The sequence below is a fragment of the Guyparkeria sp. WRN-7 genome, assembly GCF_001641825.1.
Lineage (GTDB): Bacteria > Pseudomonadota > Gammaproteobacteria > Halothiobacillales > Halothiobacillaceae > Guyparkeria.
This window is the reverse complement of record NZ_LRFH01000015.1, coordinates 23,373-44,502: the sequence shown is the minus strand read 5'-3', so window position 1 is coordinate 44,502 and position 21,130 is coordinate 23,373. Positions and strand designations below refer to the sequence as shown.

General features: G+C 66.3%; 14 protein-coding genes and 1 tRNA gene. 14 read left to right on the top strand and 1 reads right to left on the bottom strand.

All coding sequences use genetic code 11. The annotated features are described in order from the left end of the window. The first annotated feature begins 128 nt into the window (after positions 1–128). The 14 genes from pilM to AWR35_RS07270 all read left to right on the top strand — a co-directional run bounded on the left by pilM (position 129) and on the right by AWR35_RS07270 (position 19,912). A complete protein-coding gene (gene pilM, locus AWR35_RS07335) occupies positions 129–1,217 on the top strand; it encodes a type IV pilus assembly protein PilM (RefSeq protein ID WP_197408169.1) in 1,089 nt (362 codons plus the stop codon). Beyond that, positions 1,217–1,804 (top strand): PilN domain-containing protein, encoded by a 588-nt coding sequence (locus AWR35_RS07330; RefSeq protein ID WP_058575308.1) that lies wholly within the window; start codon positions 1,217–1,219, stop codon positions 1,802–1,804. The genes pilM and AWR35_RS07330 overlap by 1 nt, the downstream gene beginning before the upstream one ends. A 3-nt stretch (positions 1,805–1,807) precedes the next feature. Beyond that, positions 1,808–2,428 (top strand): type 4a pilus biogenesis protein PilO, encoded by a 621-nt coding sequence (locus AWR35_RS07325; RefSeq protein WP_058575307.1) that lies wholly within the window; start codon positions 1,808–1,810, stop codon positions 2,426–2,428. Continuing rightward, entirely contained in the window at positions 2,425–2,973 is a 549-nt protein-coding gene (locus tag AWR35_RS07320) for a pilus assembly protein PilP (RefSeq protein WP_058575306.1), read from the top strand. Before AWR35_RS07325 ends, AWR35_RS07320 begins: the two co-directional genes overlap by 4 nt. Before the next feature lie 2 nt (positions 2,974–2,975). Continuing rightward, positions 2,976–5,192: a type IV pilus secretin PilQ gene (pilQ, locus tag AWR35_RS07315; RefSeq protein WP_197408168.1), complete on the top strand. Its 2,217-nt coding sequence runs from the start codon at positions 2,976–2,978 to the stop codon at positions 5,190–5,192. A 75-nt stretch (positions 5,193–5,267) separates the two neighbouring features. Further along, positions 5,268–5,807, top strand: coding sequence for a shikimate kinase AroK (gene aroK, locus AWR35_RS07310; RefSeq protein ID WP_058575304.1), 540 nt, complete (start codon positions 5,268–5,270; stop codon positions 5,805–5,807). Between the two features lie 76 nt (positions 5,808–5,883). Further along, positions 5,884–7,005: a 3-dehydroquinate synthase gene (gene aroB, locus AWR35_RS07305; RefSeq protein ID WP_058575303.1), complete on the top strand. Its 1,122-nt coding sequence runs from the start codon at positions 5,884–5,886 to the stop codon at positions 7,003–7,005. 31 nt (positions 7,006–7,036) lie between these two features. Then, positions 7,037–8,482: an SPOR domain-containing protein gene (locus AWR35_RS07300; protein ID WP_058575302.1), complete on the top strand. Its 1,446-nt coding sequence runs from the start codon at positions 7,037–7,039 to the stop codon at positions 8,480–8,482. Between the two features lie 241 nt (positions 8,483–8,723). After that, positions 8,724–13,187 (top strand): glutamate synthase large subunit, encoded by a 4,464-nt coding sequence (gene gltB, locus AWR35_RS07295; protein ID WP_058575301.1) that lies wholly within the window; start codon positions 8,724–8,726, stop codon positions 13,185–13,187. A gap of 96 nt (positions 13,188–13,283) precedes the next feature. Continuing rightward, positions 13,284–14,900, top strand: a complete 1,617-nt coding sequence (gene dnaG / locus AWR35_RS07290; protein ID WP_058575300.1) for a DNA primase — start codon at positions 13,284–13,286, stop codon at positions 14,898–14,900. A 235-nt stretch (positions 14,901–15,135) separates the two neighbouring features. Continuing rightward, on the top strand, positions 15,136–16,971 hold the full coding sequence (gene rpoD, locus AWR35_RS07285) for an RNA polymerase sigma factor RpoD (RefSeq protein ID WP_282096953.1): 1,836 nt from the start codon (positions 15,136–15,138) through the stop codon (positions 16,969–16,971). Between the two features lie 50 nt (positions 16,972–17,021). After that, a tRNA-Ile gene (locus tag AWR35_RS07280) sits at positions 17,022–17,098 on the top strand. A 308-nt stretch (positions 17,099–17,406) separates the two neighbouring features. Continuing rightward, positions 17,407–18,768: a GntP family permease gene (locus AWR35_RS07275; RefSeq protein ID WP_058575479.1), complete on the top strand. Its 1,362-nt coding sequence runs from the start codon at positions 17,407–17,409 to the stop codon at positions 18,766–18,768. Next, complete coding sequence (locus tag AWR35_RS07270; protein ID WP_082663993.1) at positions 18,761–19,912, top strand: glycerate kinase; 1,152 nt, start codon at positions 18,761–18,763, stop codon at positions 19,910–19,912. Before AWR35_RS07275 ends, AWR35_RS07270 begins: the two co-directional genes overlap by 8 nt. Before the next feature lie 173 nt (positions 19,913–20,085). Here AWR35_RS07270 and AWR35_RS07265 read toward each other — a convergent pair whose 3' ends face one another. Further along, entirely contained in the window at positions 20,086–21,129 is a 1,044-nt protein-coding gene (locus tag AWR35_RS07265) for a zinc-binding alcohol dehydrogenase family protein (protein WP_058575298.1), read from the bottom strand. Position 21,130 lies beyond the last annotated feature (1 nt).

Here is a 21,130-nt window from a genome sequence, read left to right as displayed (position 1 = left end):
CCGTTATCAGGCGTGCGCTCGGGAGCCGTTGTCGACAAGCGCGGCGGTTATGCCATAGGATGCATTTCTGGGAGACAAGGTGCGTGTGTGCGAAACCTTAACGCACGCTCAAAAGGAAGGGAATGACCGTGCCACTATTCAGCGCTAAACCCGCTCGCCTCGGGGTCGACATCAGCTCGACCGCCGTCAAGCTGATTCAGCTGGAAAAACGCCGAGGCGGCTATCGAACCACCGCATTCGCCATCGAGCCCCTCCCTCAAGGGGCCGTCCAGGGCAAATCAATCACCGACACAGAGGCCGTCGCCGCCGCGCTGACGCGCGCCGTGCAGCGTGCCCGGGCGAAGAACCGGAACCTCTGCATGGCGGTGCCGACCTCCTCGGCCGTCAGCCGGGTGTTGCATATCGACAACCCCGGCGACGAATTCGAACTCGAGGAGCAGGTCCGCCTCGAGGCCGACCAGTACATCCCCTTCCCGATCGACGAGGTCAACTTCGACTTCGAACCGATCCAGACCGACATTCTCGGCAAGCAGAAGAAGCGTCGCTCCGGTGAAGCGGAAGGCGTCGACGTACTGATGGCCGCGACGCGGACGGACAACGTCGACAGCCGTGTCGCGGTGGCGGAGGCCGCCGGGATGACGGTGGATGTGGTCGACATCGAGTCGTTCGCTCTCCAGAACGCCTTTACCGAGATACTCGCTCCGACACTAGCCCCCGAGGAACGTTCACAGCCAGTGGCGGTTTTCGATCTTGGCGACACCACCACGACGCTGAGCATCTTCGTCGATGACGATATCGTCTACACGCGAGAGCACGAGGGCGGCGGCCAGCAGCTCACCGCCGAGATTGCCGCCCAATACGGGCTGTCGCTCGAGGAGGCCGAGGAGCGCAAGCGCGACGACAGCCTGCCCGAGGACTACCAGCGCAAGGTGCTGCAGCCGTACCTCGATTCCCTGGCAATGAACGTCGAGCGCTTCATCCAGTACTACTACTCCGAATCAAGCGGCAGCACCGTCAACCTGATTCTTCTCGGCGGCGGCGCGGCCAATACCGCCGGCGCCGTCGAGCGCATCAACAACGAGACCGGGGTCGCGACCCGGCTGGCGAATCCGTTCGCCGCACTCGCCAAGGGACCTGGCGTGTCTACCGAGCAGATGGCTCGGCACGGCGCCGCAATGCTTATCGCCTGCGGGCTTGCGTTAAGGAGCTTCGACTGATGAGACGAATCAACCTTCTCCCCTGGCGCGAGGAGCGGCGCCAGAAGCGACAACGCGATTTCGTCGTCCACCTCGTTCTGGCTGCACTGATCGCCGTGGGCGTGTCCTTCGGCATCCACACCTACATGCAGACGCAGATCGAGCATCAGCAGGAGCGCAATGCCTACCTCGAGGGCGTGATCAAGAAGCTTGACCGCCAGATCCAGGAGATCAACGAGCTCAAGAAGCGCAAGGCAGAGCTGACGGCACGCATGCAGGTGATCGAGAAGCTGCAGTCGAGCCGACCGACGATCGTCCACCTGATGGAAAACTTCGTCACCACCCTGCCCGACGGCGTGCAGCTGACGTCGGCCACGGTCACCAACGACGAGAAGATCAGCATCCAAGGCAAGGCCGATGCCCAGGCACGGGTTGCCGCCTATCTGCGCCGCCTGAACAGCGCCGACTACATCGGCAGCGCCAGCCTGGTGGGCTCTGGCATTCTGGCGAAGGACGCCAGCGGTGACACGAGTGCCGGCCAGTACGTGTTCTCGATCGAGGCCAAGATCACGCCGCCCAAGGAAGGCGCAGCGGACAAGGAGAACTAAGCCATGGATCTCAACGAACTGAGAAACCTCGACTTCCAGACGGTAGGGCTGACCTCGCTGGGCACACGCCTCGTGATCTTCATCTTCGTCTTCGTCTTGATCGTCGGCGCGGTCGTCTACTTCGACACCCTGCCGCAGAAAGAGCTGCTTGAACGCGCCCAGCGCGAGGAGCAGTCCCTGCTCGACAAGGTGGACCGCAAGCAGCGCCTGGCGGCCAACCTCGAGAAGTACAAGGCGCAGATCAAGGAAATGGAAGTGCGCTTCGGCGAGCTGCTGCGCCAGCTGCCGAACAAGCGTGAGGCCGAGAACCTGATCGACAATGTCGCCCAGACCTCGCTCTCCAACGGCCTGAAGAACGAACAGATCCGGCCGGGCAAGGAGGTCAAGCACGACTTCTACGCGGAGATGACCTATCACCTGTCGCTGCGCGGCACCTACCGCGAGCTGACCCAGTTCATCAGTGACACGGCCAACCTGCCCCGGATCGTCACGTTGCACAATCCGGCCATGAAGCCGCGGGACCCCAAGGTCGAGGACGACGACATCCCCCGTGAGCTCAGCATGGGCATTCAGGCCAAGACATACCGGTATCTGGAAAGCGGCGAGCAAGGAGGCGGCCAATGAAGACAGCAGCCAAACGCAACGCGGCGCTGCGGCTCGGCCTGATGGGCGCCGGCGTGATCCTGGCCGGCACGCTCAGCGGCTGCGCCCAGGACATGAGCGACCTCAAGCAGGAGGTCGCCCAACTGGAAGCTCGCCCGGGTGGCAAGATCGAGCCGATTCCGGAGATGAAACCGCTGCCCAAATACGCCTACAGCGTTCCGGAGGAAGTGCGCACGCCGTTCATGCCGCCGGAAGACGATCAGGTGGATGATGCCGATGGCCTCAAGCCGGACATCGACCGGCCGAAAGAGCCGCTGGAGCATTTCCCGCTCGATGCCCTGGCCATGCGCGGGATCATCAACCGCCAGAATGCGACCTACGCCCTGATCCGTGACGGCAACGGCGTGATCCACGAGATCATGCTCGGCGACCACATGGGTCGTAACTACGGCGAGGTCGTCGAAATTGGCGAATCCAGCGTGACGCTGGAGGAAATCGTGCCCGATGGACGGGGTGGCTGGAAGAAACAGACAACGGTCGTCAAGACTCAGAGCGGCCGGAGCTAATGATGGGAAGCAGCGATATGGACAACCTCAAGAAACCTTCACGCCTGAGCACGGGACTGCGTCGAGGGCTTGGTCTCCCTGCCATCACAATGGCCGCGGCCCTGGCTCCCTGCCTGGCACTGGCCGGCGACCTTACCGGGATTACCTACGACCGCAGCAGTGACGGCAAGGTGATGGTCAACTTCGACCTGTCCGAACCGTTGGCAGGCGATCCCGGCAGTTTCAAGATCGACAACCCGGCACGGGTTGCCATCGACCTGCCCGAGGTCACGAACAAGACCGGCAGTCGGCAGACGTCGATCGGCCTGGGCGCGGTCGAGTCGGTAATGCTCGCCGAGGCGAACGGCAAGACCCGGGCGGTATTCAACCTGGATCAGTCCGTTCCCTACGCGATCAGCCAGAACGGCGACATGGTCACGGTCACCTTCGACCCGATCCGTCAGGCGACCACGACCGAAAGCGGTCTGGCCGTCAGCTCACCGGGTGAATCCGCGGCCACGGCCATGGATGCCGGCCAACCGATCGACTTCCGCCGCAGCGCGGACGGTGCCGGCCGCCTGCTCCTGGACATCGGCAGCAGCCAGGCGCCGATGGATATCCGTCGCCAGGGCAGCCGGATCGTGGTCCAGTTGCCGGGCACCCGCCTGGAGCAGGGCCAATACAACGTCAACGACTTCGCCACGCCGGTCGAGAACATCACCGTGCGCCGCGAAGGCAACGGCAGCCGCGTGACCCTCAAGACCAACGACGCGGGCGAACACCTCGCTTACCAGACCGGCAACCGCCTGGTGGTCGAGGTCCAGCCGATCCCCGAGGAAGACAAGCGCACCTCGCTCGGCAAGAAGGAATACACCGGCGAACGCCTGACGCTGAAGTTCCAGGACATCCAGGTGCGGCCGCTGCTGCAGCTGATCGCCGACTTCACCGGCAACAACATCGTCGTCAGTGACTCGGTGCAGGGCTCGATCAGCCTGCGCCTGGAAAACGTGCCCTGGGATCAGGCCCTGGATCTGATCATGACCACCAAGGGCCTGTCGGCGCGGCAGAACGGCAACGTCATCTACGTTGCACCAACCGCAGAGATCGCCAAACGTGATTCAGCCGAGCTCGCCGCCCGCGAGCAGGCCCAGCAGCTCGCGCCGCTGATCACCGACATCGTGCAGATCAACTACGCCAAGGCGGCCGACATCGCGACGCTGGTTCGCCAGAGCTCGGGGCTCAGCGGCAAGCAGGGGGGCGAGGCCAAGAGCGACGGCAACTTCCTCAGCCGTCGTGGCTCGATCACCGTCGATGCGCGCACCAACACGCTGATCGTCACCGACACGGCCGACGCGCTCGACCGGGTACGTGGCCTGATCACCCAGATCGACAAGCCGGTCAAGCAGGTGCTGGTCGAGACGCGCATCGTGATTGCCACCGACAACTTCTCGCGCGAACTGGGCGTCCGCTGGGGCGTGCAGGCCGGCTTCGATCGGGGTGGCCAGCGAGTCGGTCTTGGTGGCGCCTCCCCCAGCCCGGGCACTCAGAACCTGCCCATCCGCACCCCGGGCAACCCGGCCCTCAACGACCAAACCTATGCCACTTCCGCGAGCGACTGGATGGTCAACACGCCGATCGCCGGCGACCCGACCGGCTCGCTCGGTCTGGCCATCCTGGGCTCGAACGTGCTGCTGAACCTCGAGCTGCAGGCGATGCAGAGCGAGGGCACCGGCAAGATCGTCTCCAACCCGAAGGTGATCACCACCAACGGCCACAAGGCGGTCATCTCGCAGGGCGTCGAGATCCCCTACCAGTCGCAGACCGCCTCCGGTGGCGGCGCGATCGCGAACATCGAGTTCAAGGAAGCGCTGCTCAAGACCGAAGTGACGCCGCAGATCACGCCGAACGACAACGTGATCATGGACATCCTGGTCATGAAGGAGGAGCCGGACTACACCCGCGCGATCAACGGCGAGCCGCCGATCAACACGCGTGAGGTCCAGACCAAGGTCCAGGTCCAGAATGGCCAGACTGTCGTGCTCGGCGGGATCTACGAGTTCGAGAACGTCACCCAGATTGAAAAGGTACCGTTCTTCGGTGACCTGCCGGGACTGGGCAACCTGTTCAAGAACCGCATCAGCGACGACTCCCGCTTCGAGCTGCTGATCTTCGTCACGCCGAAGATCGTCGATCGGGACAATCTCGCCAACTTCAATCGCGGCACCCTGATCAACAACTGATCAGACCGGACCGCGACTCACCAACCCCGCTTCGGCGGGGTTTTTTCGTTATTCGAGCCGGTATAATCGCAAGTCATGCGCAACATCATCCTGATCGGCCCGATGGGGGCCGGAAAGACCACCATCGGCCGCCTGCTCGCCAATCGACTCGGCTGGCAGTTTCGCGATTCCGACCGTGAAATCGAGAAACGCACCGGCGCGAACATTCCGCTGATCTTCGACATCGAGGGCGAGGCCGGCTTTCGCCAGCGCGAGCACGACATGCTCGCCGACCTGACCGCCGGCAACGGCACCGTTCTGGCGACCGGCGGTGGTGCCGTACTACGCGAGGACAACCGTGAACTCCTGCGCGCCAACGGCCTGGTGGTCTACCTCTACACCAGCGTGGAGCGACAGTTCGAACGCACGCAGCACGACACGCAGCGGCCGCTGCTGCAGACAGGCGACCGGCGGGCCACGCTGCAACGGCTGATGACGGAGCGGGACCCGCTGTACCGGGAAACCGCCCATGTGATCCTCGAAACCGGCGGGCAGACCCCTCGCAGCATGGCCGACCGGATTCTCGCGGCGAGCCGCGAGGCCGGCGACCCGCCGGACGCTACGTCCTCGGGTTGATGTAAACTCCCCGCAGGGCGAGCCGGCGAACCGTTGCCGCCCACCCGTCTTTCACTCGACAGGGCCGTACCGATCCATGAACGATCCAGCCGCCACCAACGCTCCGCAGCCGACCACGGTCAACGTGGACCTCGGCGAACGCAGCTATCCGATCTTCATCGACAACGACCTGATCGACACGGACCTGATCGCGCCCTTCATTCCCTCCAGCCGCGCGGTGATCGTCAGCAACACGACCGTGGCACCCCTGTATGCCGAGCGTTTCACCCGCTCTCTCAAGGCCGCCGGCAAGAGCGTCGAGCTGCTCGCGCTGCCGGATGGCGAGCAGTACAAGACCCTCGAGACGCTGGGGCAGGTCTACGACTTCCTGATGGAGAAGCAGGTCGACCGCAAGACCACGCTGATCGCGCTTGGCGGTGGCGTGATCGGCGACATCACCGGCTTTGCCGCAGCCAGCTTCCTGCGCGGCATCCCGTTCATCCAGATGCCGACCACCCTGCTCGCCCAGGTCGACAGTTCGGTGGGCGGCAAGACCGGGGTGAATCACCCGCGTGGCAAGAACATGATCGGGGCCTTCTACCAGCCTCGCTGCGTGCTGGCCGACACCGGCAGCCTCGACACCCTGCCCGACCGGGAGCTCTCGGCCGGGCTGGCCGAGGTGATCAAGTACGGACTGCTGTGGGACGAGGACTTTCTCGAGTGGATCGAGAAACACGTCGCCGATCTACGCCGTCGCGACAAGGCCGCGCTCACCGAGGCCATCCGGCAGTCCTGCCTGATCAAGGCGGAAATCGTCCGCCAGGACGAACGCGAAGGCGGCATTCGCGCCCTGCTGAATCTCGGCCACACCTTCGGCCACGCCATCGAGGCCGGCATGGGCTATGGTGTGTGGCTGCACGGCGAGGCCGTCGGCGCCGGCATGTGCATGGCCGCCGACCTCTCCCGTCGACTGGGACTGATCGATGCGGCCGCCACGCGCCGCATCGAGACCCTGGTCGCGGCCGCCGGCCTGCCCACCCGAGCCCCGGCCGAATTGTCGGCCGCGCGGCTGCGCGAGCTGATGGACAGCGACAAGAAGGTCGAGAACGGGCGCCTGCGGCTGGTGCTCCTCGGCCGCCTCGGCCAGGCACGCCTGGTCGACCGGGTCCCCGAGGAGGTCATCCTCGAGACCATCGCCGCAACCGGCGCCACCCCCTGAAACACCCAACCCCAGCCAGAAGGACTCTGACATGACCGACGCGACGGACCACGCCCTGGAACAGGCCGAACGAATCGTTCAGTACGCGAAGTACTCTGACCGCTTCATGGTCGTCGAAGGCGACTCCACCGCGGAGCGCCGAGCGTTCGTCAAACTGATCGGCCAGAAACTCCCTCGGCAGGTGCGCCCGGTGCTGCTGCGCGCCGATGCCGGCAACGGCTCGAGTGCGCTGATCGAACAGCTGAGCACGCTGCTGCAGCTCTCTGCGGGCATCGAGACCATCGAACAGCTGATCACGGCGGCTACCGCCGCCCTGGACGGACAGGACCGCCTGCTGATCGTGGTCGAAAATGCCGATCACTGGCTGGATTCCGACGGGGCGAACGCCCTGTTCGAGCTGATCAACCAGGCCCACGACCTGGCCCGCGAGCGGGTGCTGTTCCTCCTGGTCGGGGCGACCGGCCTGTGCGAGCAGGTGGAAACGGCCCAGCCTTTGGCGGGCTTGGTCGCTGACCTGCATTGCGCTCAACTGCTCGGCGCCGCCCAGAAGCCGCACGCATCGCCCGCGGCCGCGGGCGTCGCGCCTCAGGCGGATCAGGCCGGCGCGACCAGCGAAACAGCGGAAGCCCCCGCCGCGGCCACTCAGGCCCCGACACCGCCGGCCCGGCGATCGGCCCTGGCCAGCCCCACCCTCCTGATCGCGGCTGTGGTGAGTGTCGCCGTCGTCAGCGTGGGCGCCTTCGCCCTGCTGGAGCGTTCCGAGCCCGCCGCGACCGAATCGGCACAGACCGGCACGGACACCAACGAACCCGAGGCCGGCGCCGAGACGAGCAGTGATTCGGTCGCCGAGCAGGCCGCCGAGCCGGGCGACACGTCCACCGAAACCGCCATGGCCGAACCGGAGGTCGAGAAGGCGCAGACAGAACCTGCCAGCGGGGCGCCGGATCTCAGTGGCATCGACCATGGCCAGCCGCCGCACGTACCCTTCCCGACCGCCGAGGCGACGCAGGCGCCTGCCGACGAACCGGCGACACAAGCGGAAGCTCAAGCCGAGTCGGCCCCGGCGGACTCGGCCCCTGCCGAAGCGCCGGAGGCCGCGAGCGTGGATGCCGAGCCCGTGAGCGAAGAGGCCCGCGGCATCGCCGCCGCCACACCGCCGGCGGACGTCGACAACGACTGGTACCGCGACCAGCCCCGCGCCCGGGCTGCCATCCAGATGGCCGCGTTCGGCAATCTCGATGATGCCAACAAGATGATCGAGCGATTCGCTGGCGAAGGCCAGCCGCGCGACGAATGGCGGATCTACACGCAGCGGATCGACGGCAAGATCCTCTACACCGTCACGCTGGGCAACTATCCCTCCGCCGAACGGGCACGCCATGCGATCGACGAACTGCCGACCGATCTGACGAATCTCAAGCCCTACCCGCGTTCGGTGGGCGCGATCCAGGACCGGCTCGCCGACGCGACCCCCTGATCGGCTCGTCGGGCGTCATGCGCGCCGTGGGTCGATTTGCCTGATCCCCGCCGGGCCGGTAAAATTCCGGCCCATTTTGCCCAATTCCCCGATGCGGGCGCACATCGAACAACGGTCGGCAATCCCTGGCCAGCCAGCCCGCCTCGCGGCGCGCCGGCACCGCGGCCGGGCCGCCAAGCCGAGGGCGGGATGAGCGTCGCTCGCCCGGCTAGCCCGAAGATTCCAAGAGGATGCGCAACTCATGAGCCAAGCCCCCACCCAAGGTCTGTACCACCCGAGTTTCGAGAAAGAGAACTGCGGCTTCGGCCTGATCGCCCACATGGACGACCAGGCCAGCCACGGCCTGGTATCGACCGCGATCGGCGCACTGGCCCGCATGACCCACCGCGGCGGCATCTCCGCCGACGGCAAGTCGGGCGACGGCTGCGGCCTGCTGCTGAAAAAGCCGGATGCCTTCTTCCGCAAGGCGGCATCCGACCAGGGGATCGACCTGCCCGAAATCTACGCGGTGGGCGTGGTGTTCTTCTCGCGTGACGAGGCCAAGCGCGAGCGCGCCCGCGAGGCTCTGGTCGGCGCGATCGCCGAGCAGGGGCTCAACCTCGCCGGCTGGCGTACCGTGCCGACCGACCCGTCGGTGCTCGGCCAGATGTCGGCCGAGAAGCGCCCGGAGATCGAACACCTGTTCATCACACCGGCCGAGGGCATGGACGAGAAGCAGTTCAACGCCGCGCTGTTCGTCGCCCGTCGCGATGCCGAGAACCTGATCCAGGACGACCCGGACTTCTACATCCCGTCGCTCGCAAGCCAGGTCATCTCCTACAAGGGCCTCCTGATGCCCGAGGACCTGCCGCGCTTCTACAAGGACCTCAACGATCCGGCGCTGGAATCCTCGCAGGCGGTCTTCCACCAGCGCTTCTCGACCAACACCTTCCCGGAATGGAAGCTCGCCCAGCCGTTCCGCTACCTCGCGCACAACGGCGAGATCAACACCATCCGCGGCAACCGCAACTGGGCGCTGGCGCGCGCGGCCAAGTTCTCCTCGCCGCTGATCCCGGACATGAACCGCATCCAGCCGCTGGTCAACACCACCGGTTCGGACTCCTCGTCCATGGACAACATGCTCGAGGTGCTGATCACCGGCGGGCTGGACATGATCCACGCCATGCGCCTGATCGTGCCGCCGGCCTGGCAGAACGTCGAGCACATGGACGCCGACCTGCGTGCGTTCTACGAATTCAACTCCCTGCACATGGAGCCCTGGGACGGCCCGGCCGGCATCGTCATGACCGACGGCCGTTTCGTCGCCTGCGCCATGGACCGCAACGGTCTGCGCCCGGCGCGCTGGGTGATCACCAAGGACCGCCACATCACGCTCGCCTCCGAGATCGGCGTCTGGGACTACGATCCGGCCGACGTGGTGCAGAAGGGCCGCGTCCGCCCCGGCCAGATGGTCGCCGTCGATACCGCCGAGGGCGAGCTGGTCCTGCCGCCGCAGATCGACGAGCGCCTCAAGGCCCGCAAGCCTTACCGCCAGTGGCTGCGCGAGCAGTCGGCGCGCCTGAAGCACTCGGTCGCCGACGAGGAGGTGCTGTCGCTCAACGAGATGGACGAGGACGCCGTCCGCACCTACGAGAAGGCGTTCCTGCTCTCCTTCGAGGAGCGCGATCAGGTGATCCGCGTGCTGGCCGAGAACGGTCAGGAAGCCATCGGCTCGATGGGTGACGACACCCCGATGGCCGTGCTCTCGCAGACCCAGCGGTCGGTGTTCGACTACTTCCGTCAGCAGTTCGCCCAGGTGACCAACCCGCCGATCGACCCGCTGCGCGAGGCCGTGGTCATGTCGCTCGAGACCCTGATCGGCCGCGAGCGCAACGTCTTCGAGGAAACCCCGGAGCACGCCCATCGCGTGCAGCTGGAAAGCCCGATCCTCACGCCGGCGCGCTTCGAGGCCCTGACCAAGCTCGCCGACAAGGAATTCTCCTCGCAGCGCATCGAGCTCAACTACGAGCCGGGCGAAGGCCTGGAAGCGGCCATCCGTCGCATCACCGACGAGGCGGTCGCGGCCGTCAAGGGCGAGCACGTCGTTCTGGTGCTCTCCGACCGCAACATCGCCTCCGACCGCCTGCCGGTCCACGCCCTGCTGGCCACCGGCGCGGTCCACCACCGCCTGATCAAGGAAGGCCTGCGCACCGACGCCAACATCGTGGTCGAGACCGCCACCGCCCGCGACCCGCACCACAACGCGGTGCTGATCGGCTACGGCGCGACCGCGGTGTTCCCGTACCTGGCATTCGAGTCGATCAACGACATGCGTCGGCGCAAGCAGATCGACGTCAAGCAGGCCGACCGTCTGGCCAGCAACTACGTCAAGGGCATCAACAAGGGCCTGAAGAAGATCCTGTCGAAGATGGGCATCTCCTCGATCGCGAGCTACCGCGGCGCCCAGCTGTTCGAGGTGATCGGTCTGGCCGACGAGGTCGTGGATCTCTGCTTCAAGGACACCACCAGCCGCGTCGCCGGCGCCCGCTTCGCCGATCTGGAGGCCGACCAGAAAATCCTGATCAAGGAGGCCTTCACCAAGCGCAAGCTGCCGCGTCAGGGTGGCCTGTTGAAGTACATCGACGGCGGCGAGTACCACGCCTACAACCCGGACGTGGTCCAGACGCTGCAGAAGGCGGTCAAGGAAGACGACTACCAAGCCTGGGAGGAATACGCCGCCCACGTCAACGAGCGTCCGGCCGCCGCCTTCCGCGACATGTTCCGCCTCAAGGGCGACCTCAAGCCGATTCCGCTCGACGAGGTCGAGTCCGTCGAATCGATCGTCTCGCGCTTCGACTCGGCCGGCATGAGCCTCGGTGCCCTCTCCCCCGAGGCGCACGAGACCATCGCCGAGGCGATGAACCGCCTGGGTGCCCGCTCGAACTCCGGTGAGGGCGGCGAGGACCCGGCGCGCTTCAACACGCCGAAGATGAGCAAGATCAAGCAGATCGCCTCCGGCCGCTTCGGCGTCACGCCGCACTACCTGGTCAATGCCGAGGTGCTGCAGATCAAGATCGCCCAGGGCGCCAAGCCGGGCGAAGGCGGCCAGCTGCCGGGTCACAAGGTCGACGAGTTCATCGGCAAGCTGCGCTATGCCCGCCCGGGCGTGGCACTGATCTCACCCCCGCCGCACCACGACATCTACTCGATCGAGGATCTGGCCCAGCTGATCTTCGACCTCAAGCAGACCAATCCCGAGGCGCTGGTCTCGGTCAAGCTGGTCTCTGAGCCGGGCGTGGGCACCGTCGCTGCCGGTGTGGCCAAGGCCTATGCCGACCTGATCACCATCTCCGGCTACGACGGCGGCACCGGCGCGAGCCCGCTGACCTCGGTCAAGTACGCCGGCAGCCCCTGGGAGCTCGGCCTGACCGAAGCGCACCAGACCCTGCGCGCCAACGACCTGCGCGACAAGGTCCGTCTGCAGACCGACGGCGGGCTGAAGACCGGTCTGGACGTGGTCAAGGCGGCGATCCTCGGCGCGGAAAGCTTCGGCTTCGGCACCGGCCCGATGATCGCGATCGGCTGCAAGTTCCTGCGCATCTGCCACCTGAACAACTGCGCCACCGGTGTCGCGACGCAGAACAAGGTGCTGCGCCTGGAGCACTTCAAGGGCGAGGTCGACAAGCTGGTCAACTACTTCCGCTTCATCGCCGAAGAGGCACGCCACCTGATGGCGAGCGTCGGCGTACGCTCGATCGAAGAGCTGATCGGCCGCACCGACCTGTTCGAGCTGCGTGAACCGGCCACCGACAAGCAGCGCCATCTCGACCTGTCCAAGATCCTCTCGGATGCGGGCATGGTCTCGGATGCGCCCAACTGCTGCGTCGCGCCGCACAACGACCCGCACGACAAGGGCCTGTTGGCCGAGAAGATCGTCAAGGAGGTCATGCCGGCGATCGAGGGCAAGACCGGCGGCGAGTACGCCTTCGACATCCGCAACACCGATCGCTCGATCGGCGCGCGTGTCTCGGGCGAGATCGCCCGCCGCCACGGCAACCAGGGCATGAACGAGCACCCGATCAAGCTTCGGTTCACCGGCATCGCCGGCCAGAGCTTCGGCGTGTTCAATGCCGGCGGCCTGCATCTCGAGCTCGAGGGCGATGCCAACGACTACGTCGGCAAGGGCATGGCCGGTGGCGAGATCGTCATCTACCCGCCCAAGGGCAGCTCGTTTGCCACCAACGAGACCCCGATCATCGGCAACACCTGCCTGTACGGCGCGACGAACGGCAAGCTGTACGCCGCCGGCCAGGCCGGCGAGCGCTTCGCCGTGCGCAACTCGGGCGCCCAGGCGGTGATCGAGGGTTGTGGCGACCACGGCTGCGAGTACATGACCGGCGGTGTCGTCACCATCCTCGGCCACACCGGCATCAACTTCGGTGCCGGCATGACCGGCGGCTTCGCCTACGTCCTCGACGAGGCGAACGACTTCGTCGACCGCTACAACCACGAGCTGGTCGACATCCACCGCCTGCAGGCCGCCGAGCTCGAGCCGCATCGCCAGCACCTGCGCTCGATCCTCGAGGAGCACGCCCGCCGCACCGACAGCGCGCGTGCCCGCGAGATCCTGGAAGACTTCGATGCCTTCCTGCAGCGCTTCTGGCTGGTCAAGCCGAAGGCGATGGAAATCGGCGACCTGCTCGACCTGCTCGACAAGGCGGCGTAACGCCTTGCTCGGGTCGGGCCACGCTCGCACCGTGATCCAAGCAAACCGGCTCCCCCGCGGGGGGCCGGTTTTTCTCGTTCTAGCGTTGAGGAGCCCATGAGCCGCATCCCGGAAGCCTTCGTCGAGGAAGTCGTCTCGCGCTCGGACATCGTCGAGGTGATCGGCGCGCGCGTGCCGCTGAAGAAGAAGGGCAAGGAATTCGCGGCCTGCTGCCCGTTCCACCAGGAGAAGACGCCCTCGTTCTACGTCACCCCCGAGAAGCAGTTCTATCACTGCTTCGGCTGCGGGGTGCACGGCAACGTGGTGGGATTCCTGATGGAATACGACCACCTGGACTTCCCCACCGCGATCGAACATCTCGCCGGCCGCCTGGGCCTGGAGATTCCGCGCGAGAAAGGCGACCAGGAAAAACTCGACCGCATCGGCCGGTTGCGCCAGGTCACCGCCGTGGCGACCGACTGGTTCCGCGGCAACCTCAAGCGCTCGCCCGAGGCGATCGACTTTCTCAAGCAGCGCGGACTGACCGGCGAGACGGCCGCCCGCTTCGCACTGGGTTTCGCGCCTGCGGGCAATCACGTCGAGGCGGCACTGGCTGGCCGGGCAACCGCCGAGGAACTCGTCGCCACGGGGCTTCTGATCCAGCGGGACAACGGCGATCGCTACGACCGCTTCCGCGGTCGAGTGATCTTTCCCATCCGCGACCCGCGCGGGCACGTGATCGGCTTCGGTGGCCGGGTGATCGGGCCCGGCGAGCCCAAGTACCTCAACTCGCCGGAGACCGAGCTCTTCCACAAGGGCTTCGGCGTCTACGGGCTGTACGAGTCGCGACAAGTCGGTCAGCGCCCCGACCAGTTGATCGTGGTCGAAGGCTACATGGACGTGATCCTGCTGGCGCAGAACGGCGTGGCTCACGCCGTGGCGACGCTGGGCACGGCAACCACCGCCGAGCAGCTCGCCCTGCTCTTTCGTCAGACCGAGCGGCTGGTGTTCTGCTTCGATGGCGATGCCGCCGGCCGGCGTGCGGCGGTCAAGGCACTCTCGGTCGCCCTGCCGCTGATGCAGGACGGGCGCGACCTGCGCTTCGCCTTCCTGCCCGAGGGCGAGGACCCTGACAGCTACGTGCGCGCCCACGGCAAGGCCGGTTTCGAGCGCTTCGTCGAGCAGGAGGCACTCGGTTTCGATCGCTTCCTCACCCTGCACCTGGACGAGAGCATCCCCGGCGACGATACCGCCGCCCGGGCGCGCAAGAACAAGCAGGCTCACCAGCTGATCGCAAGCATGCCGCCCGGCAGCCTGCGCCGCCTGACCGAACGTCAGGTCGACCGCCATCACGGCCTGTTCGGCAAGCCGATGCGCGAGGCCGGCGAGTCCACCGGCCCGACCGCCGCCAAGCGCCCGCCGCCGTCGCGTTCGGAAGAACACATCATCCTGCGGCTGCTGCTCGCCTACCCGCGCCTGATCGAGCGCGTGCGCCCCGAATCGGTTTGGCACGAAGGGCAACCACCGGCCGTGATCGGCCGACTGCTGACCGACCAGCTGCAGCCCGACGACCGGCAGGCCGCCGAGGCCCAGGAGCTCGTGGGTATTGAAAACGAGGAAAACGCCGCCACGATGCTCAGCGACATACTGGAAAAACGGCGTCGGCGTGAGGCGCTCGAGGCGAAGAAACGGCAACTGCGATCCGGCCTGACCGGCGACTCCACGCGCCGCTGAACACCCCGATGGCGCCGCTCTCACCGGCGCCGCACATGGACGAAAGGCCGCCCACACGTTATAATTTCTTGTTCCCCAACGGGAACACCCGAACCGTCAGCCCGTCCGATCGACCGGCCCTTCGGGACACCCGCGCGAGACCCGGACGTCTCCTCGCGCCGCCAGAATCCAAAGACATGACGCCGGGACATGGCGCCCGCCAGCCCGCGGCGCGGCCGCAGACGTTTTTCATCGAATTGCCGGAGCAGGTTCCACGCCGATGCAGCAAGACCAACAGACCAGCATCAAGCAGTTGATCGCCCTGGGCAACGAGCAGGGTTACCTGACGTATGCCGAGATCAATGACCATCTGCCCGAGTCGCTGGTAGACGCCGAACAGATCGAAGTGATCATCGGCATGATCCAGGACATGGGTATCCACGTGGCCGAGACGCCGCCGGACAAGGATGACCTGGGCCTGTCGGACGAACAGCGCGTTTCCGACGACGACGCGGCCACCGAGGAGGCCGTCGCCGTTCTCGCCTCGCAGGTGGATGCCGAGTTCGGCCGTACCACCGACCCGGTGCGCATGTACATGCGCGAGATGGGCACGGTCGACCTGCTCAACCGCGAGGGCGAGATCGAGATCGCCAAGCGCATCGAGGAAGGCCTGCGCGAAGTCACCATCGCCATGGCGGCCTTCCCGCCGACGCTGGACACCCTGCTGGCCCAGTACGCCCGTGTCGAGGCCGAGGAGATCAAGCTCGCCGACGTCGTGGTCGGCTTCCACGTGCTCGACGACGAGATCCCGACCCCGGGCGGCAACAAGAACGACTCGGACGACGATGACGAGGACGAGAAGGACACCGGCATCGACGTCGAGGCGGTGCGTGCCGTCGTCATGGATCTCAAGGATCTGCACGAGAAGCGCCACGCCATTGCCACCAAGAGCCGCAAGGCCAAGACCGACGGCGACAAGATCAAGGCGCTCACCGACCAGATCGCCGACCAGCTGATCACCCTGAAGCTCAACCCGAACTTCAACGAGCGGCTGGTCAAGCAGGTGCGTGACGCCATCGCCCGCGTACGCCTGCTGGAAAAGCAGATCCTGCAGCAGGCCGTCGAGAAGGGTGGCATCAAGCGCGAGACCTTCATCCACGCCTTCCGCGGCCACGAGACCAGCAACGACTGGATCGCCGAGGTCACGAAGGGCAAGCCGACGGCCAAGTTCGCCGCCGCGCAGCCGGAGATCGAGCGCCTGGCCAAGCGGCTCGCCATGGTCGAGCGCGACAGCCAGCTCTCGGTCGGCCAGATCCGCGAGGTCAACCGCCAGGTGACCCTGGGCGAGGCCAAGGCCCGCCGGGCAAAGAAGGAGATGATCGAGGCCAACCTGCGTCTCGTCATCTCGATCGCCAAGAAGTACACCAACCGCGGCCTGCAGTTCCTCGACCTGATCCAGGAAGGCAACATCGGCCTGATGAAGGCGGTCGACAAGTTCGAATACCGCCGCGGCTACAAGTTCTCGACCTACGCCACCTGGTGGATCCGCCAGGCGATCACCCGCTCGATCGCCGACCAGGCGCGCACCATCCGCATCCCGGTGCACATGATCGAGACGATCAACAAACTCAACCGCATCAGCCGGCAGATGCTCCAGGAGATGGGCCGCGAGGCCACCCCGGAAGAGCTGGCCGAGCGGATGGACCTGCCCGAGGACAAGGTTCGCCGGGTGATGAAGATCTCCAAGGAACCGATCTCCATGGAGACGCCCATCGGCGAGGACGACGATTCGAGCCTGGGCGACTTCATCGAGGACCAGGGCGCGGTCTCGCCGCTGGACTCGGCCACCAACGCCTCGCTCTCCGAGATCGTGCGCGAGATCCTCTCGACGCTGACCCCGCGCGAGGCCAAGGTACTGATGATGCGCTTCGGCATCGGCATGAACACCGACCACACCCTCGAGGAGGTCGGCAAGCAGTTCGACGTCACCCGCGAGCGTATCCGTCAGATCGAGGCCAAGGCACTGCGCAAGCTGCGCCACCCGTCACGCTCGGAGAAGCTGCGCAGCTTCATCGACGCGAAGTTGGAATAATCCCCCCCGGGCCGGCTCACCGCCGGCCCGCGTGGTTCTCGCCACCTCCAGGGCCCATAGCTCAGTTGGTTAGAGCAGGCGACTCATAATCGCTTGGTCACAGGTTCGAGTCCTGTTGGGCCCACCACTCCCTTGCTTCAGCGCCTGGTCGGGCACAACCGATCGGCACTCGTAAAGCCGCCTCCCGTTTCGGGAAGCGGCTTTTTTTGCGTCGACGACACCGAGCAATCGCCCGGGTGAGGTGGGGCGCATGCAATGCATTCCTGCACTCGCTTGCCATGTATTGGCGGGGAAAACGCACTGGATCGGCAGATCGGAAATTCCATGTCGCGGCGACCGGGCACCGCGTCTAGACTCCCACGGTCGCCGTCCATGCCGGTACGGCGACGCCGATAAAAACAACAACGCAACCATCCCCCAAGGAGAATGAGCACCATGCTTATCGCAAGCCTGATCATCGTGGTGATCGCGCTGGTGTTCGCCACCGCGAAACTACGCATGCACCCGTTCCTGGCCCTGTTGCTGGCCGCTTTCGCCATGGCACTGGCCGGCGGGATCGCCCCCAAGGAGGCCATCGGTCTCATCAACGACGGCTTCGGCGGCACGCTCGGCTACATCGGCATCGTGATCGCACTGGGCACCATCATCGGCGTGATCCTCGAGCGCAGTGGTGCGGCCATCGTCATGGCCGAGGCGATCATCCGCCTGCTGTCGGATCGCTTCCCGAACTTCACCGTCTCCCTGATCGGTTACATCGTCTCGATCCCGGTGTTCTGCGACTCGGGCTATGTGATCCTCAACTCGCTCAAGAACGCGCTGGCGAAGAAGACCGGCATCTCGGTGGTCGCGATGAGCGTGGCACTGGCGACCGGCCTGTTCGCCACCCACAACTTCGTCCCGCCGACGCCGGGCCCGATCGCCGCGGCAGCCAACCTCGACATCGCCGACTCGCTGGGCCTGGTGATCCTGGTCGGCCTGGTCGTCGCCGCGGTCACCGCCGTGGTCGGCGCACTCTGGGCAGGTCGCTACTCCAAGGCCAACGACGAGGAACTGCTGGAGCCGGACCCGATCAGCGAGGCGGTTGGCGAGGAAATCGAGGAACCCGAACCGGACATGACCCATCGTCCGTCGACGCTGGCCTCCTTCATGCCGATCATCGCCCCGATCGCGCTGATCTGCCTGGGCTCGGTCGCCAGCCTCGCCACGCGCGACGCCGCCCCGGGCATGCTCGCCTCCACCCTGATCTTTCTCGGTCAGCCGGTCGTCGCGCTCGCCATCGGCGTGATCGCCGCCTTCGGCCTGATCAAGGGCGCGGATCGCAAGGACCGCTTCCACCAGATCACCGTCGACGGCATTCTGCTGGCCGCACCGATCATCCTGATCACTGGCGCCGGCGGCGCGTTCGGCAACGTGCTGCGGGCCACCCCGCTGGGCGACCAACTGGGCACGGCGCTCGCTGGGCTCGGCCTCGGGCTGCTGGTGCCGTTCATCATCGCCGCGGCACTGAAGTCCGCGCAGGGTTCCTCGACCGTGGCGCTGGTGACCGCCTCGACGCTGGTCGCCCCGTTGCTGCCCGACCTGGGGCTGGACTCGGACATGGGCCGGGTACTCGCCGTGATGGCCGTCGGCGCCGGCGCGATGACCGTCTCGCACGCCAACGACAGCTTTTTCTGGGTGGTCTCGCAGTTCAGCCGCATGAAGGTGTCCACGGCCTACAAGGCATTCACCACCGCCACCCTGCTGCAGGGCATCAGCGCGATGGTCACCATCTACTTGCTGGGGCTGATCCTTGTCTGATCCGCTGCCGGTCGTGCTCTGCCCGGACAGCTTCAAGGGCAGCCTGGATGCTGTCGCCGTGGCCAACGCCATGGCGCGCGGCGTTCATGCCGCCTGCCCGAGGGCTCAGATCCGTGCCCTACCCATGGCCGACGGCGGCGAGGGCACCGCGGACCTGATCACGCACACGCTCGGCTGGGAGTGGCACCTGTCGGACGTCCACGGCCCGAGCGGGGATCACGTCTCCGCCGGCTGGGGCTTCGATGCCGATGGTCGGCGAGCGGTGATCGACGTCGCCTCGGCCTGTGGGCTGGATCTGGTGCCATCGGACCGCCGCAATCCTTGGCAACTGGACAGCCGCGGCGTCGGCGAGTTGATGGCTATCGCCATCGAGGCCGGCGCGGAGCAATTGCTGATCGGCCTGGGCGGTAGTGGCACCGTCGATGGCGGCGCCGGCATGCTCGCCGCACTGGGCGTAAGTTTTCTCGATGCCGACGGCCGCGAATTGCCACCGACACCGGCGGGACTTGCCTCGCTGGCTCGCGTGGACATCACCGAACTCGTCCCGCGACTGGAGGAAGTCGAGATCGTAGTGCTCAACGACGTCGACAACCCGCTGACCGGCCCGCACGGCGCCAGCGCCGTGTTCGGTCCACAGAAGGGGCTGGCCGAGGCCGATATCGAGGCCATGGACGCCCACCTGGTCCGGCTGGCCGAGGTGATCGACGCGGCGGGCGGCCTGCACCGCCCGGCCGATGCGCCGGGCGCTGGTGCAGCCGGAGGGCTGGGCTTTGCGCTCGGCTGCGTCCTCAGCGGCACGGCCCGCATGGGTGCGAGCTACCTCGCCGATCTGATCGACCTGGACGCGGCGATCGGCGCCTCGCAGCTGGTGATTACCGGCGAGGGGCAAATCGACGGCCAGACCTCGCGCGGCAAGGTGGTCGCCGAGGTGGTTGGCCGGGCGCGGCAGCTTGGCGTGCCGGTCGTGGCTGTCGCCGGCAGCATTGCCTGCAGCGAGTCGGAACTGGCCGCCTTCGGCCTGACCGACGCCCGCGCCCTTTGCGACGGCTCGATCACGCTCGAGCAGGCCCTGGCCGAACCGGCGCGCTGGATCACGGCCCGCACGCGGGCACTGGTCCAGGATCAGCTCGCCCGAACCTGCTAGGGAAACTCTGCACGAATGCCATACCGCTCTGCGCGCCTTGACCACGAACGACTCGCCCAGCCAGAGTGGCATGGCATTCGTGCAGAGTTTCCCTATGCACCAGCCCACCCGACGGAACGCAAAGCGCCCCCGACAGAAACCGGGGGCGCTTTTTTCATACGGCGAGTGGAAAACTAGTCGCTGAAACCGGAGAGGACCAGCTTGCCGATCACGTGCCCGCCTTCCAGCGCACGATGGGCGGCTCGCAGGTTCTCGGCGCTTATCTCGCCGAGCACCTCGTGGCGGGTGGTCAGCACCCGTCCCTCCTCGACCATGGTCGCGACGGTATCGAGGATCTCGCCCTGCCGCCCCTTGTCCGCGGTGTCGAAGCGCGGCCGGGTGAACATGTATTCCCAGAAGAATCCGACACTCTTGTTGCGCAGTTCCTGGAACGGCAGCGGCGACTTGTTGCCGACGATACTCGCCAGCCGTCCCTGCGGCGCGACCAGTTCGGCCATGGCGGTGTAGTGCCGGTCGAGGTCATTGAAGCAGGCAATCGCCGGGATCTCACTGATACCGTGCTCGGCCAGTTGGGCCGGCAGGTCAGCGAAATGGTCGACCACCACCTCGGCGCCCAGATCGAGGCACCATTGCCGCGATTCGGGTCGCGAGGCGGTGGCGATCACCCTCAGACCGGCGGCACGGGCCAGCTGGATCGCCATCGAGCCGACCCCACCGGCCCCGTTGATCAGGAGTATTGGGGTACCGGCATCCTCACCATCGGGCGCCAGCCCCAGCCGATCGAACAGCGTCTCCCAGGCGGTGAGCGCGGTCAGCGGCAGGGCAGCGGCGTCGGCCGGCTCGATACCGCGCGGGGCGTGGCCGACGATCGCCTCGTCGACCAGCTGGAATTCGGCGTTGCTGCCCGGCCGGCCGATGTCACCGGCATAGAACACCACGTCGCCCGGCTGGAAACGGGTCACCGAGTCGCCGACCGCATCGACCACGCCGAGGGCATCGAAGCCCAGCACACGCGGGGCCGGGTCGGCGCGATTGTCGGGATGGTCCGGGTCCGCGTGCCGCGGCGCACGCACCTTGGTATCGACCGGGTTGACCGAGACCGCTTCCACCGCCACCCGCAGGTCGTGTGACCCGGGCTCGGGCACCGGCAGATCGAAGGCACGAAAGACCTCGGGATGGTCGACGGGCAGGTGGCGTTCGAATCCGATCGCTTTCATG

Excerpts from the sequence above, each read along its gene's own strand:
- pilQ (WP_197408168.1), top strand. The coding sequence starts at position 2,976 with ATGGGAAGCAGCGATATGGACAACCTCAAGAAACCTTCACGCCTGAGC.
- AWR35_RS07300 (WP_058575302.1), top strand. The coding sequence starts at position 7,037 with ATGACCGACGCGACGGACCACGCCCTGGAACAGGCCGAACGAATCGTT.
- AWR35_RS07265 (WP_058575298.1), bottom strand. The coding sequence starts at position 21,129 with ATGAAAGCGATCGGATTCGAACGCCACCTGCCCGTCGACCATCCCGAG.
- AWR35_RS07320 (WP_058575306.1), top strand. The coding sequence starts at position 2,425 with ATGAAGACAGCAGCCAAACGCAACGCGGCGCTGCGGCTCGGCCTGATG.
- aroB (WP_058575303.1), top strand. The coding sequence starts at position 5,884 with ATGAACGATCCAGCCGCCACCAACGCTCCGCAGCCGACCACGGTCAAC.
- aroK (WP_058575304.1), top strand. The coding sequence starts at position 5,268 with ATGCGCAACATCATCCTGATCGGCCCGATGGGGGCCGGAAAGACCACC.
- AWR35_RS07275 (WP_058575479.1), top strand. The coding sequence starts at position 17,407 with ATGCTTATCGCAAGCCTGATCATCGTGGTGATCGCGCTGGTGTTCGCC.
- dnaG (WP_058575300.1), top strand. The coding sequence starts at position 13,284 with ATGAGCCGCATCCCGGAAGCCTTCGTCGAGGAAGTCGTCTCGCGCTCG.
- AWR35_RS07330 (WP_058575308.1), top strand. The coding sequence starts at position 1,217 with ATGAGACGAATCAACCTTCTCCCCTGGCGCGAGGAGCGGCGCCAGAAG.
- AWR35_RS07325 (WP_058575307.1), top strand. The coding sequence starts at position 1,808 with ATGGATCTCAACGAACTGAGAAACCTCGACTTCCAGACGGTAGGGCTG.
- gltB (WP_058575301.1), top strand. The coding sequence starts at position 8,724 with ATGAGCCAAGCCCCCACCCAAGGTCTGTACCACCCGAGTTTCGAGAAA.